Raw genomic sequence first — 13,009 nt, forward strand, 5'->3', positions numbered from 1 at the left:
GCGGAACACATCCGGTGGAAGTGGGAGGGGATCGCGGTGGGGACATCCGTGAGGCCGGTGGCGGCCACGGGCCAGGGGTGGGCGGACATGCCCACCCCTGACCTTGAGCGGCTGACGCGGGATGCGGAGAAGCGCCGGCAGTACGCCGTCGATCCGCTGGTGCGGGAGGGCTGGGCGACGCTCGTCGGGGTGCTCGGGACCGGCGAGGCGCACCGGTTCGCTGGGGAGACGGCACTGCTGTGGCTGCGGCCGGACGTTGTGGCGGCCGGTGCCGCAGTGGACGTCCTCGCGAGGGTGGAGGCGGCGGGGTTCACCCCGGTCGGCGCGAGCGTGGTTCAGCTGGAGCGGGCCGGGGTGCGGGCGCTGTGGTGGTGGCAGCTGCGGCGTGCGACCGCGGAGCGGCTGCTGCTCCTGGACGCGGTGGTGGGGCTGGGGCCGGGGCTGCTGGTGTTGTACCGGCACCGGGACGGTGATGCCGCGCGGCGCCTGACCCGCTTGAAGGGCGACAACGCGCCCGGACGGCGCGAGGCCGACTCGCTGCGCGAGGTGGCGGGGAGCCCCAACCGGCTTCTGACGATGGTGCACACCAGCGACGATCCGCTGGATGTCGTACGGGAGTTGGCGGTGTTCCTGCCCTGGCGGGAGCGGGCCGCGCTGGTGGCGTCCGCCCACGTGGCCGGCCCGGAAGGGTCGGGCCCGGCCGTGAATGCTGCGCTGGCCGCGGTGGTGGCGTCCTACCCGGAGCCGTCGTCCGGCCGGGCCGCGCTGGGCGCCGCCGGGGGCCGGGTGCCGAGCAGGCGGGGGGAGGCGTTCGCGGAGCTGCTGCGCGACATCGCCGCTGCGGGCATGGGGCCGCGGTGGGAGGCGGTCTCGCGCTGGTCGCGGCTGGTCCCGCTGCTGACCGGCGGGGCACGACGGTGACCGCGGTGAGGGGGTCAGTGCGGCTCGGCCAGCTCGGCGGCGAGCTTGGTCCAGCGGGAGAGGAGGTCGGCGGCGGCTCCGCTGTCGATGGCGGTGCGGGCCCGGTCCAGGCCGTCGGCGAAGGCGTCCTCGAGTGCGGCGGTGGCGTTGTGGGCGGCGAGGGCTCCGGCGGAGTTGGCGAGAACGGCGTCGCGAGCGGCCCCCGGGGCGCCGGAGAGCACGGTGTGGACGGCATCGGCGTTGTAGGCGGCGTCCCCGCCGCGCAGTGCGTCCGGGCCGGGACGCTCCAGGCCGAAGCGGGCGGTGTCGAACGTGGACTTGCGCACGCCGGTCTCATCGGCGCTCCACACGTCGGTGACGTCGGCGGTGGTGATCTCGTCCAGGCCGTCGTGGCCGCGGACGACCAGGGCCCGGGTGCCGCGGCCTGCGAGCACGGCGGCCAGAACGGGGGCGAGCTGGAGGTTGGAGCAGCCGACCAGGGCGGCCCCGGGGCGGGCCGGGTTCGTCAGCGGCGCGATGTAGTTGACGGCGGTGGGCACGCCCAGGATGCGGCGCACGGGGGAGGCGTGGCGCAGGCCCCGGTGGAAGGCCGGGGCGAAGGTGAAGCCGATGCCGACCTCGGTGACGCAGCGGGCGACCTGCTCGGGGCCGAGGGTGAGGGGTACGCCGAGCTGTTCCAGGACGTCGGCGGAGCCGCTCTTGCTGGAGACGGAGCGGCCGCCGTTCTTGACCACCGGCACGCCGGCGGCGGCGGTGACGATCGCAGCCATGGTGGAGATGTTGACGGTGTGCGCGCCGTCGCCGCCGGTGCCGACGATGTCGAGCATGCCGGTGCCGTCGACGGGCAGGGGTACGACGCGTTCCATGAGGGCGTCGAGCAGGCCGCTGAGCTCGGCGGGGCTCTCGCCCTTGGCGCGCAGGGCGACGAGGAACCCGGCGAGGGCGACGGGCTCGTGGTCGTCGTCCATGACCGCGCGCATTGCCCACCTGGTGTCGTCCGCCGTCAGGTCCTCGCCGCGCAGCAGGGTGGCGAGCAGGTGCGGCCAGGTACGGGTGGAAGCGGTCACGAAGGTCCCCTCGAAGCGGCCCGGCGCCGGGTGCCGGCGCGGGTGTCATCTCCGAGCGTAGCGACTGACGAATCGTCATACCGCCAAGTTCGCGGCGGCGAGGACAAGGATGTCGTACGCGTGGACGCTTTCGCTGCCCGGGAGTTGGCTCTTCGGGCCGCCGCGGTGGCCGGCGGGGGAGTGAAGGGCGACGGCGGGCTGGTGCTGGTGATCGGCGGCTCGCGGGAGTACCCCGCGCCGCCGTACGTGGCGGCGCTGGCGGCCCGCCGGGCCGGGACGCACGGGGTGCGGGTCGCTGCGCCGCCCGCTCCTGCGGCGCAGCAGGTGGCTCTGGAAGCGCACCTGATCGCGGGGCTGGGGCCCGAGCTGGACCCCTCAGCCGTGAACGCCGCGGTCGAGGCGTCGCGGCGGATGGCTCAGGGCCTCGCGCAGACGGGGGCACGGGGCCGGGTGGTGTGGCTGGTCGGCCCCGGGCTGGGCGGCAGTCGACTGGCCGGGAAGGTGCTCGACGCCCTGGAAGAGGTCCGGGAGCGCGATCGGGGCGCGGCGTTGGTGGTCGACGGCTCGCTGGGTGGCGGCCCCCGCGCCCGGCAGCGCCTTCGGCGCCTGGGCGCCGACCTGGTGCTGCTCAACCGCGCCGAGGCCCACGCCCTCCTCACTGTCCCCGGCCCGCCGGTCCGGGGAGAGGCGGTCGATGGGGCGGCGCTGGCCGACGCGGCCCGGGAGACCGGCGCGGTGCTGGTGGCCAAGGGCGATCCGGACCGGATCACGGACGGCACCCGGAGCTATCTGGTGCCCGCCGGGCACCCGGGCCTGGCCCGGCACGGTACGGGAGACGTCCTTGCCGGTGTCGCCGCCGCGTTGCTCGCCCAGATGTTGGCGCCCGCCGCCGCGGCGGCGCTGGCCTGCCACCTGGTCGGCGCCGCCGGTGAGGCACTGGCCCGCGCGGTAGGGCCGGGCTGGCTGACCGGCGACCTCCTGGACACGATCGCCCCCGTGCTGCGCGACCTGATCGCCGGCCCCGGCCCGCACTGACCCGCACCCCTGCTGCTTCCGCCGCCGCCGCCGGCGGCGCCTTCGTCCTGCGCCCGACCCGACCTGTTTGGAGAGATCGCGATGACCCTTGTCCACGACCAGCCCGCCCTCGTGGCGGTGGGGCAGCTGAGCCGCACGGCCGGCGAGCACCGGGAGTTCGGGGAGCAGCACGGGACGCTGCACCCTTCGGTGTGGAAGGCGCTGACCGCGTCGGCGCTGCCCCGGGCCGCGGTGCCCGCGGACTGCGGCGGCCTGCAGTGGGACGCGCCGCAGATCCTCGCGGCGGTGCGCGAGGTCGCCCTCGCGGACCCCGCCGCCGGATGGGTAGCGGCGATTCACGGCCCGGCCGGGGCGTTCCTGTCGCGCCTGCCGGTGCAGGTGGCCCGCGAGCTGGCCGGCGATGCCCCGGTGGTCGCCGGCTCCTCGGTGCCGGTCGGTCTGGCCGAGCGGGAGGGCGAGGGGGTGCGGCTGCGGGGGCGCTGGCCGCTGGTCACCGGCGCCCCGGCGATGACCCTGGCCGCCCTCGCCGCCCCCGCCGACCACAACGGGGCGCCGGGCAGCCGCTGGTGGCTCGTCCCGCGCGGCCAGCTGACCGTCGAGGAGGACTGGGACGCGCTCGGACTGCGGGGCAGCGCCTCCTACACCGTGGCCTGCGACACCCTGGTCCCAGGCGCGCACAGCATCAGCCTGACCGAACCGCCGCTGGTGGAGGGGGCGTTGTACCGCTACCCCCTCTACGGGCTGCTGGCCGGCTGCATCGCCGAGGTCGCCCGCGCGAGCGGCGAGCGGGCCCTGGCCGCGTTCGCCACCCTCGCCTCGACCACCGCCAGCCGCTACGGCAGCGGACCGATGGCCCACCAGCCCGCCATCCAGGCGGCCTTCGACCAGGCGGACGGCCGCATCCGCGCCGCGGCCGGCCTGCTGGACGCCGCGACCGCTTCCGCGTGGAGCAGCGCACTGCGCGGCCAGGTCAGCCCCGGACAGCGGGCTCTGCTGCGCACCGCCTGCTGCCAGATGGCCGAGGCCGCCGAGGCCGCGTGCCGCACCCTGTTCGACGCCGCCGGGGCCGCCGCGATCCACCGCGCCGCAGGCCTGGAGGGCTGCTGGCGCGACGCGATGACGATCTCCCGGCACGCCCTGGTCGCCGCCCGCGGCCGCCAGCTCGCCGGCGCCCACCACCTGACCGCGACCACCGCCGGGGAACTGTGATGGACGACCGCATCCTGCCGCGCTTCCTCGCCCACCCCGGCAGGAGGCCGGCCGCCGTCGCCCTGGACGGCGCCGTCTTGACCTTCGACGAGGTGCTGGGCCGGGCGCTGGCCCTGGCCCGGCAGCTGCGGGCCACCACCGAGGTGACGGGGCGCGTCGTGCTGCTGCGCACCGGCCCGGGCGCACTGTTCAGCGTCGCCGACCTGGCCGTGCTCCTGGCCGGCGGCGTGCCCGCAGTCCTGCCGGACCTGACCCCGCAGCAGCTCGCCGCGCTGTGGCCGGTGGTGGAACCCGCCGCGGTCCTCGACACCGTCGGCGACTGGGCGCTCGCCGACATCGCCGGCCACGCCCGGACGCCGGTGCACACCGTAAACGAGCACAGCACCCGGCCTGGCGGTACCCCCGCGCAGTGGCGCACGGTGGCCCGCCGCATGGCCGGGCGCCGACTGGAGCAGACCGCGGCGATCGTCTTCACCTCCGGCACCACCGGCCTGCCGCGCGCCGTGGCCCTGACCGAAGCGGCGCTGGTGCGCGGCACCGACACCTGGACCGGCCTGTGGAGGGGCCGCCCGGCGCGCACCCTGTCCTACCTGCCCGTCTCGCACGTCGCCCAGCGGATCATGGGCCACACCCTGATGTGCCTGTACGGGACCACCCAGATCACCTCCACGCCCCAGCGCCTCGAAGAGGACCTGCTGCAGCACCGGGCGGACACCCTGCTCGGCGTCCCTCACATCTGGGCCCGCCTGGCCGCCACCTGCGAGCAGCCCGGCGACGAAGGCCGCCGGCTGCGGCAGGCCCTGGCCGGGGTACGGACCGCCGTCAACGGCGCCGCCGCCCTCGACCCCGCGGTCGCCGGCGCCCTGCACCGGCACACGGGCCTGCGGATCAGCGGCGCCTACGGCTCGACCGAGACCACCGTGCCCGCCTTCCATCACGACGACGCCGCCACCCCCGGGCTCGGCCGGCCCGTCGGCGTGGAGCACCGGATCGACGACCATGGACAACTCCTCCTGCGCGGACCGCATGTGGCCGCCGGATACGTCGCGCAGTGGCCGCACCTGGTCCCGGTCACCGGCCCCGACGGCTGGCTGCGCACCGGCGACCGGGTGAACCGCGAGGACAGCGCGGCGGGAGGGCTACGGCTGAGCGGCCGGATCGGGTCGGCGTTCAAGACCGGATCGGGCGAGATGATCCACCCCGAGCCCATCGAAGCCCACCTGCTCACCCACCCCCGGGTCGACGCCGCGTGCCTGCTCGGCCCCGGCCTGCCCCGCGCCGTCGCCCTGGTCTCGGCCCCCTCCACCGCCAACTGGCTCCCCGCCGAGGTCACCGCCCTGGAAAGCGACCTCCACCGCGGCGTCGAGACCGCCCGGCGCAGCGGCGAGCTGCCGTACTGCGACCTGGCCGCCGTCCACGTCCTGCCCGACCGGTGGCCCGAACTCCTCCTGGTCACCTCCACCGGCAAACCCCGCCGCGACCTGATCACCGTCCACTACAGCCACCTGCTCCCCGAACCGGAGACCACCCGTGCCCTCGCCTGACCGCCCCCGCCGCGTCCTGCTCATCGACATGGGCGGCGTCTTCTTCGACTACTCCTTCCTCAAGGCCATCGACGCGTGGGCCGCCGCCGCCGGCCAGGACCCGCAGCAGCTGCGCGACCGCTGGCTCATCGACGCCCCCTTCGACGCCTTCGAGCGCGGCGAGATCCCACCCGCCGCCTACCTGGAGCACCTGCGCCACCTGCTCGCCGTCGACCTCGACGACGAGCAGCTGGCGGCGGGCTGGAACGCGATCTACGGCACCACCGACCCCACCCTGCTCGCCCTGCTGGCCGCCCCGGCGGTGCGCGGCCGCTTCGACGCCGTCGTCGGCGTCTCCAACACCAACGCGCTGCACGCCCCCTTCTGGCGCGACCTGTACCGCGAGGACCTGCCGGTGCTGGACGCGGTGCACTGCTCGCACGAGATCGGCGCCACCAAACCCGGCACCGCCTTCTTCGACCACGTGGCCGCCGCCCACGGAGCCCACCGGAAGGACCTCGTTCTCGTCGACGACATCACCATCGTCACCGACGCTGCCACCACCCTCGGGATCCGCGCCCACACCTACCAGGGCCCCGCCGCCCTGGCCGCCTTCCTCGACACCCTCGACACCCTCGACACCGCCAAGGACCGCTCGTGAACCTGCTGATCACCGGCGCGGCCGGCTTCATCGGCTCCGCCCTCACCACCGCACTGCGCACCGCCGGGCACACCGTCACCGCCCTGGACGACCTGTCCGTCCACTCGCCCCGCCCCCGCCCCGACCACCTCGTCGAGCGCGACGTCCGCACCCTCACCCCCGCCGACCTGGACGGCTTCCACACCGTCATCCACCTCGCCGCCCACAAGTCGGTGCCCCGCTCGTTCGAGGTCGGCGGCTTCGAGCACAACACCAGCGTCGACCGGCACATGATCCACACCTTCGCCGCTTCCGGTGCTGGCCGTCTGCTCCTCGCATCGAGCTGCGAGGTCTACGGCGACCAGAGCGGCCCGCTCGCCGAGCACGCCCCGCGCCGGCCCCGCTCCCCGTACGCGGCCGGGAAGTCCGCCACTGAGGATCTCGCCGACATCTACCGGCTGCGGCTCGGCACTGGTCGGCAGATCGGGGTGGCCAGGTTCTTCAACACGTACGGGCCGTGGGAGGACCCCGACGCGGTGGTCCCCGCCTTCATCGACGCGGCCCTCGCCGACCGGCCGCTGATGATCGAGGGCACCGGCACCCAGGCCCGGGACCTCACCCACATCGACACCACCACCGCCATGCTCGGCCGCATCCTGGACGCCGACCGGCTGCTGCCCGTCGTCAACATCGGCTCCGGGCAGGCCACCACCGTCCTCGACCTGGCCCGGGCCGTCATCCGCGCCACCGGCCGCGGCACCATCACCCACGTCCAGCCCCGGCCCAACGAGATCCGCTCCTTCACCGCCGACACCAGCCTGTTCACCGCCACCTACGAGCCCCTGCCCCGACAGCGCCCGCTCCAGGAGCTCCTGGCCGAGACCGCCCGCGTCCGCGCCCTGTCCTGGACCCCGGCCGGAGCCGGCCGGTGACCCTCCCCTCCACCAGTGCCGCCACCCCGCTCGCGGGCGTGGCGGCACTGGGTACCTTCGAGTTCGGCACCCCGGCGATCCCCGACGACCGCGCCCGCCTCCTCCTCGACGACTTCCAGGAGCTCGGCGGCCGGCTCATCGACACCGCCCCCACCTACGGCCCGGCAGGCGGCGCCTTCCGGGCCGAGCCCCTGATCGGCGCCTGGCTGCGCGCCGCCGGCGCCACCGGCATGCGGGTGATCACCAAGGCCGGGCTCGACCCCGCCCGCCCCCACCTGGGCGACCTGCGGCCCGAGCGGATCCTCGCCTCCGCCCGGCGCAGCGCCGAGCGCCTGGGCCGGGCCGTCGTCCTGCTGCTGCACCGCGACGACCCCGCGGTGCCCGTCGCCGAAATCGCGGACGCCGCCGACCGGGCGGTGCGCGAAGGGGTCGCCGAGCAGGTCGGCGCCTCCAACTGGACCACCGCCCGCCTGACCGCCTGGGCCGGCCACGCCACCGCGGCCCGCCTGACCGCGCCGACGGTCACCGCCCCGCTGTGGAGCTTCATCCCCCGCGCCGACCCGCCCGAGGAACCCTGGCTCGTCGAAGCCGACCCCGGCCACCTGGCCATGGCCGCCCGGCACGGCATGACCGTCGTCCCCTACCGCACCCTCGCCGCCGGCTACCTGGCCACCCGCCACAGCGGCCGGCACACCGACCACCACGCCCGCACCTACGACACCGCCGCCGGGCGCGAGCGCCGCGACCAACTCCACCAGACGGCCGCCGCGCTGCAGATGACCCCGCACGGCCTGGCCCTGGCCTACCTGCGCGCCCACCGCCCGGCCCCGGTGATCCCCGTCATCGGAGCCCGCACCCGCCACCAGCTCGCCGAGAGCATGGCCGGCGCCGCCCAGGCCGGCCGCATCACCCCCGCACTCGCCGCCTACCTCGAATCCCGCCCATGACCGGCCCCGGCCCCGCCGTCCAGCAGCCGGGCGAACCGCTCCGGCACCAGGCCCCGGCTGTTGACCTCGTACGGGAAGAGCCACGTCGCCCGGCGGCAGAAATCCCGCAGATCGTGGCCGACCTCGTCCAGGACCCCCGCCACCGCCAGCGGCTCGGCGAAGGAGAACACCGCCGCCTCGCCGCCCCGTGGTCGCAGCTCCACCGACACCGCCGCGGTGTCCAGGCGCACCTGCCAGCCACCGCCCCGGCCCGAGACCTCCCAGCTGGTCCGAACTCCGGTACCGGGCAGCTCGTGCACGTTCAGGCCCTTGAAGGCGAGCCGCTCCAGCCAGGCGGTCACCAGAGCGGCGACCGCCTCGCGGCGCCCGCGCTCGTCCAGGGCCTGCGGCCGCAGTTCGCGCTTGACCACCGCGGGGACCCCGGCCGCCAGCACCCCGGCTGGCAGCGTCCGGGTCACCGTGGCACTCGCGGCCACCACGGTGCCCTCGCCCACCCGCACCCCGGGCAGCACCACCGACCGGAAGCCCAGCCACACCGCGTCGGCGAGCTCGACACCCGCGAACGATGCGCCATGGCCGTCCCGGACCGGGTGCCCGGCGTGGTACCCGTGGGTGAAGACGGCGACCTCGGCGCTGATCCCCACCTGGTTGCCGATCAGCACCGGCTCGGTCGCGTTCAGCGTCACGTCCGGCGCGATCTGGCAGCCGTCGCCGATCCTTACGATCGAGCGCTCCTCCATCGTCGCGCCCGCACCGATCCGCAGCCGCTGCCCCAGGTAGGTGCCCTGGCCGACCGCCAGCTCCCGGCACACCACATCCGAGCCCGCGTCCACCACCGAGCCCCCACCCAGCCGGGCCGAGTCCGCGACCAACCACCGGCCGCCGACGCCGACCTGCGCGCCCGCCCCGAGCTCCAGGTGGGCCGAGCGCAGATCGCAGCCCGGCCCCACCACCGCCCCGTCCGCCAGCACCAGGTCGTCGGCCACGATCACCGTGCCCTCCCCGACCTGTACCCCCCGACCGATCCGCGCCCTCCCGACCCGAAGGTCGACACCGGGAAACCCCGCAGTCCGCACTGGCTCCATCCCCCCTTTCCGTCACCGGGCTCCGCGGCCCGGACCGATCCCTCAACGAGGAGCGCCGTGAACACGCCCCGATCCGTACTGGCCGTCGCCGCCCACGCCGACGACGAGACCCTGGGCGCCGGCGGCACTCTGGCCGAGCACGCCGCCGCCGGCGACCAGGTGCACGTCCTGATCCTGAGCGCCAGCTCCACCAGCCGCCCCGGCTACGACGACCTCGACCACCGCAGCACCTGCGCCCACCGGGCCGCCGCCCTCTACGGTGCCGACGTCGAGATCGCCGACCTGCCCGACAACGCCTTCGACACCACGCCCCGGCTGACCGTCACCCAGACCGTCGAGGCAGCGATCCGGCGCTGGCAGCCCTCGATCGTCTACACCCACAGCAGCGCCGACCTGTCGCTGGACCACCGCATCACCGCCGAGACCGTCGCCGCCGCCACCCGGCCCCAGCCCGGCCACCCGGTGACGACCGTCCTGGCCTGGGAGGTCCGCTCCGCCACCGAATGGGGCCAGCGGCCCTTCCACCCCACCTGGTTCCAGCCCCTCACCCCCGCCGCGCTGACCGTCAAGGAACGCGCCCTGGCGGTCTACGCCTCGGAGATGCGGCCCTGGCCGCACACCCGCTCCACCGAAGCGGTCCTGGCCGCGGCCAGGCTGCGCGGCGCCCAGATCGGCCACGACGCCGCCGAGGCGTTCGAGGTGATCCGCCACACCGTCACGCCGGCCGGAACCAGGCCCGCTCCCGCTCCTCCAAACCGATCATGAGCAGCTCGCGCGTGCGCTCCCGCATCGGCGGCAGCGCGTCCACGGGGAACCAGGCGACCTCGAGCGACTCGTCGTCGGCGACCCGGGCCACCTGGCCCGGCCCGTCGGGCCGGCACGTGAAGACCAGCTGCAAGTACTGCGCCCGGTGCCCGTTGGTGTGCACCACCTCGGGGGACACCGTCACCCCGGCGAGGCGTTCCACCACCACGGTGATCCCCGTCTCCTCCCTCACCTCGCGCACCACACCGGCGGCAGGCTCCTCTCCCGGGTCGAGGATGCCACTGAGGATCGACCACTCCCCGGTGTCGGAGCGGCGGTGCAGCAGCACCCGCCCCGCATCCAGGACGACCGCGTTCACCCCCGGCAGCCAGAGCCCGTGGTCAGGGCCGACCAGGGCGCGCAGCGCGGCAACGTAGGCAGGGATCATGAAAGCCACCGTAGAACGTGAAGGAGCAGGAAGACCGGCACTCGCCCAGCCCATCACCACCACCCGGTGTCCGGCAGCGCCCCGCGCCGTGAAGGATGTGAAGTGGGCACGGCAAGCGTGAAATCCCGTGAAACTCCCCGCCCCGACCGATTGTGACCTAACGTCATGCCGTGGTGACTGATCTCGCCCCCGAGCAGGCGCACCTCGTACTCGCCGACGCCCTGGACCACGCCAAGTGGTCGGCCCGCGAGCTGGTGAAGGCCATCAACCCGCGGCTGAACGCCATGGGCCACCCCCCGGTGGACCTCACCGCGGGCTACAAATGGCTGCGCGGGCACCTGCCCCGCTCTCCCGCCGTACGCGACGTAGCGGCGGTGGTCCTGACCGAGGCAACCGGCCGGCGCTACACCTCGGCGCAGCTGTGGGGCCTCGACCAGCCTGCCGTCGAGACCGCCGAGACCGAGGAGCTCCTCGGCCCCCTCCCCTTGGGGGATGTCCTGCGCACCGCCTCCGCGTGGACCAGCGGGTCCGTCGAACCGGCGCTGGTCCACTCGGATGCCGCCGAGTACCTCACCGCGGCCGTCTGGGACGCCACCCGCCAACCCCCGGCCCCACCCACCCCCGGCCACGGCGAAGGCGACTACGTCGCACCGGAGTTCGTCGACATGCTCTTCGAGCAGCTCGCCGCGCTGCGCCGCCTCGACGACCGCACCGGCGGCAGCCCCCTGAGCCAGCGCCAGGCCCGCATCGCCCTGCACGAGTCGCTGGTCCTCATCCACACCGGCCGCTACGACGCCGCCACCGGCAACCGCCTCCTTCGGCACGCCGCCAGTGCCTCCCAGCTCGCCGGCTGGATGAGCTTCGACGCGGGCCTCGACCCGGCCGGCCACCGCTACCAGCTCCTGGCCATCCGGATCGCGCGCGCCGCCGGTGACACCAACACCGTCTCCAACGCCCTCGGAATGCTCGCCTACCAGCACGCCGCCGGCGGAAACCCGCGGCTGGCCCTGCGCTTCGCGCACGCTGCGGTCGAGCACTCGGCGAAGGCCGTTCCCCTGGTCCAGGCACGGGCATGGGGGCGGCTGGCCACCGCCCAAGCTGCCGCCGGCGACCTCGACGCCTTCCGCCGGGCCACCGACCGATGTCGGCAGCTGATCGGCCAGCGCCACAGCGACGACCCACCCTCCCTGTACTACTTCACCTCCCACCAGGTCGACGCCGAAGCGGGCCAAGCGCTCGTCGACCTCGCCGCCCACACCCGCGGACGCCGCTCCCTCCTGCTCACCGAAGCCGCCCAACTCCTCGGCCCCATCGCCGCCCAGGGAACGGCAACCGGATACCGCCGCTCCGGCCTCCTCCACGGAATCCACCTCGTCCGCGCCAGCATCGGGGCCCGGGACGCCGAGGCGACAGCCCACTGGATCACCGCCCTCGCCCCGACCCTCCCGCAGGTGCAGTCCATCCGCTGCCGCACCCTCCTCACCACCGTCCGCACAGCCGCCCGCCGCCAACTGCGCGCAGCCGGGCACGGGGATGCGCTGGACGCCCTCCGCACGGCACTATCGACACCATGACGCTGCTCCAGGCCGCCCCCCAGTGGACGCTCACCGCCGTCTCGTACGGCACCGCCGACGCCCGCACCCTCACTCGGGCCCTCCACCAGGAGCAGCTGGCCACCTACGGCAGCGCCGACGACCCCGAGGCCACCGACAGCGCGGAATTCGACGCCCCCAACGGCCAGTTCCTCCTCGCCCGCCTCGGAGACGGACCGGCCCTGGCCTGCGGGGGCTGGCGCGCCCTCAGCCCCTCGACAGCCGAGATCAAGCGGATGTACGTGGCCCCCGCCGCCCGCGGACAAGGGCTCGGCCGCCGCATCCTCGCCGCCCTGGAACAGGACGCGCTCGGCCGCGGGCACACCGAGGTCCTGCTGGAGACCGGCGTCCACAACACCGCCGCCCTCGCCCTGTACACCGCATGCGGCTACGCGCCGGTCCGCTCGTACGTCCCCGGGCGCAACCCCGACATCAACCGGGCATTGAAGAAGGTCGTCCTTCAGCCAGCGGTGCGCCTTCCGCACACCAGCCTGCTTACGTAGCCCGGCCCTGTCAGGATGGCCGCATGAAGTGGAACGTCGAGGTGGATATCCCCGGGATCGGCCCGCGCATGCTGACCGTCGACAAGCCTCAAGCGTCCGAAGCCCTGGAAGACACCAAGGCGCGCCTCAACGAGATGTTCCTGCAACTGCCCGCCGGGATCGCCAGCTACACCGTCGCGGTGTTCGAGCCGGGGCACCGTGCGGGAGACGCGTCCGTCTGTGCCGAGCGCATCACCCTGGTGACGGAGGCCGGCCCCGAGCCTTGCGGCTGACGAACAGGGCAGCGGGACCTTCGCCGCCGCCGGCTGGAACCGAGGAGGTCCCGCCGACGGGGGATGCGGCGGGACCTCACCCCTGACGCTA

14 protein-coding genes are annotated in these 13,009 nt (G+C 75.0%); 11 read left to right on the top strand and 3 right to left on the bottom strand.

All coding sequences use genetic code 11. From position 1 onward, the window contains the following. The first annotated feature begins 87 nt into the window (after nt 1-87). Nucleotides 88-921 carry a nucleoside-diphosphate kinase gene (locus tag ACZ6K0_RS40670; protein ID WP_469235186.1) on the top strand — a complete coding sequence of 278 codons (834 nt, stop codon included), beginning with the start codon at nt 88-90 and terminating at the stop codon, nt 919-921. 14 nt (nt 922-935) lie between these two features. Here ACZ6K0_RS40670 and trpD read toward each other — a convergent pair whose 3' ends face one another. Further along, nucleotides 936-1,988 carry an anthranilate phosphoribosyltransferase gene (trpD, locus tag ACZ6K0_RS40675; RefSeq protein ID WP_469235184.1) on the bottom strand — a complete coding sequence of 351 codons (1,053 nt, stop codon included), beginning with the start codon at nt 1,986-1,988 and terminating at the stop codon, nt 936-938. 120 nt (nt 1,989-2,108) lie between these two features. On the opposite strand from trpD, the gene ACZ6K0_RS40680 reads away from it, so the two are divergent. The 6 genes from ACZ6K0_RS40680 (at nt 2,109) to ACZ6K0_RS40705 (ending at nt 8,274) form a co-directional block, all read left to right on the top strand. Beyond that, nucleotides 2,109-3,023 carry an NAD(P)H-hydrate dehydratase gene (locus tag ACZ6K0_RS40680; protein ID WP_469235182.1) on the top strand — a complete coding sequence of 305 codons (915 nt, stop codon included), beginning with the start codon at nt 2,109-2,111 and terminating at the stop codon, nt 3,021-3,023. Between the two features lie 81 nt (nt 3,024-3,104). Continuing rightward, on the top strand, nt 3,105-4,232 hold the full coding sequence (locus ACZ6K0_RS40685) for an acyl-CoA dehydrogenase family protein (protein ID WP_469235180.1): 1,128 nt from the start codon (nt 3,105-3,107) through the stop codon (nt 4,230-4,232). Beyond that, nucleotides 4,232-5,776 (top strand): AMP-binding protein, encoded by a 1,545-nt coding sequence (locus ACZ6K0_RS40690; RefSeq protein WP_469235178.1) that lies wholly within the window; start codon nt 4,232-4,234, stop codon nt 5,774-5,776. Before ACZ6K0_RS40685 ends, ACZ6K0_RS40690 begins: the two co-directional genes overlap by 1 nt. Beyond that, on the top strand, nt 5,763-6,416 hold the full coding sequence (locus ACZ6K0_RS40695; protein WP_469235176.1) for an HAD family hydrolase: 654 nt from the start codon (nt 5,763-5,765) through the stop codon (nt 6,414-6,416). Before ACZ6K0_RS40690 ends, ACZ6K0_RS40695 begins: the two co-directional genes overlap by 14 nt. Continuing rightward, a complete protein-coding gene (locus tag ACZ6K0_RS40700) occupies nt 6,413-7,327 on the top strand; it encodes an NAD-dependent epimerase/dehydratase family protein (RefSeq protein WP_469235174.1) in 915 nt (304 codons plus the stop codon). Before ACZ6K0_RS40695 ends, ACZ6K0_RS40700 begins: the two co-directional genes overlap by 4 nt. Continuing rightward, nucleotides 7,324-8,274, top strand: a complete 951-nt coding sequence (locus ACZ6K0_RS40705) for an aldo/keto reductase (RefSeq protein ID WP_469235172.1) — start codon at nt 7,324-7,326, stop codon at nt 8,272-8,274. The genes ACZ6K0_RS40700 and ACZ6K0_RS40705 overlap by 4 nt, the downstream gene beginning before the upstream one ends. Here ACZ6K0_RS40705 and ACZ6K0_RS40710 read toward each other — a convergent pair. Continuing rightward, nucleotides 8,253-9,266, bottom strand: coding sequence for an acyltransferase (locus ACZ6K0_RS40710; RefSeq protein WP_469235170.1), 1,014 nt, complete (start codon nt 9,264-9,266; stop codon nt 8,253-8,255). The two genes, ACZ6K0_RS40705 and ACZ6K0_RS40710, sit on opposite strands and share 22 nt — an antisense overlap. A gap of 150 nt (nt 9,267-9,416) precedes the next feature. On the opposite strand from ACZ6K0_RS40710, the gene ACZ6K0_RS40715 reads away from it, so the two are divergent. Continuing rightward, nucleotides 9,417-10,124: a PIG-L deacetylase family protein gene (locus ACZ6K0_RS40715; protein ID WP_469235168.1), complete on the top strand. Its 708-nt coding sequence runs from the start codon at nt 9,417-9,419 to the stop codon at nt 10,122-10,124. Here the strand turns inward: ACZ6K0_RS40715 and ACZ6K0_RS40720 are convergent. Next, nucleotides 10,075-10,551, bottom strand: a complete 477-nt coding sequence (locus ACZ6K0_RS40720) for an NUDIX hydrolase (RefSeq protein ID WP_400796023.1) — start codon at nt 10,549-10,551, stop codon at nt 10,075-10,077. The two genes, ACZ6K0_RS40715 and ACZ6K0_RS40720, sit on opposite strands and share 50 nt — an antisense overlap. A gap of 170 nt (nt 10,552-10,721) precedes the next feature. On the opposite strand from ACZ6K0_RS40720, the gene ACZ6K0_RS40725 reads away from it, so the two are divergent. From ACZ6K0_RS40725 to ACZ6K0_RS40735, 3 genes are read left to right on the top strand one after another with little or no spacing between them, the layout of a single operon-like run. Then, nucleotides 10,722-12,125, top strand: coding sequence for a hypothetical protein (locus ACZ6K0_RS40725; RefSeq protein ID WP_469235166.1), 1,404 nt, complete (start codon nt 10,722-10,724; stop codon nt 12,123-12,125). Continuing rightward, nucleotides 12,122-12,646 (top strand): GNAT family N-acetyltransferase, encoded by a 525-nt coding sequence (locus ACZ6K0_RS40730; protein ID WP_469235164.1) that lies wholly within the window; start codon nt 12,122-12,124, stop codon nt 12,644-12,646. The genes ACZ6K0_RS40725 and ACZ6K0_RS40730 overlap by 4 nt, the downstream gene beginning before the upstream one ends. Before the next feature lie 23 nt (nt 12,647-12,669). Further along, nucleotides 12,670-12,918, top strand: a complete 249-nt coding sequence (locus ACZ6K0_RS40735) for a hypothetical protein (RefSeq protein ID WP_469235162.1) — start codon at nt 12,670-12,672, stop codon at nt 12,916-12,918. Nucleotides 12,919-13,009 lie beyond the last annotated feature (91 nt).

The organism is Streptomyces sp. NPDC042346 (genome assembly GCF_055581845.1).

Bases quoted from the DNA above. Each gene is read 5' to 3' on its own strand.
- ACZ6K0_RS40730 (WP_469235164.1), top strand. From the start codon at position 12,122: ATGACGCTGCTCCAGGCCGCCCCCCAGTGGACGCTCACCGCCGTCTCG.
- ACZ6K0_RS40720 (WP_400796023.1), bottom strand. From the start codon at position 10,551: ATGATCCCTGCCTACGTTGCCGCGCTGCGCGCCCTGGTCGGCCCTGAC.
- ACZ6K0_RS40735 (WP_469235162.1), top strand. From the start codon at position 12,670: ATGAAGTGGAACGTCGAGGTGGATATCCCCGGGATCGGCCCGCGCATG.
- ACZ6K0_RS40685 (WP_469235180.1), top strand. From the start codon at position 3,105: ATGACCCTTGTCCACGACCAGCCCGCCCTCGTGGCGGTGGGGCAGCTG.
- ACZ6K0_RS40670 (WP_469235186.1), top strand. From the start codon at position 88: ATGCCCACCCCTGACCTTGAGCGGCTGACGCGGGATGCGGAGAAGCGC.
- ACZ6K0_RS40690 (WP_469235178.1), top strand. From the start codon at position 4,232: ATGGACGACCGCATCCTGCCGCGCTTCCTCGCCCACCCCGGCAGGAGG.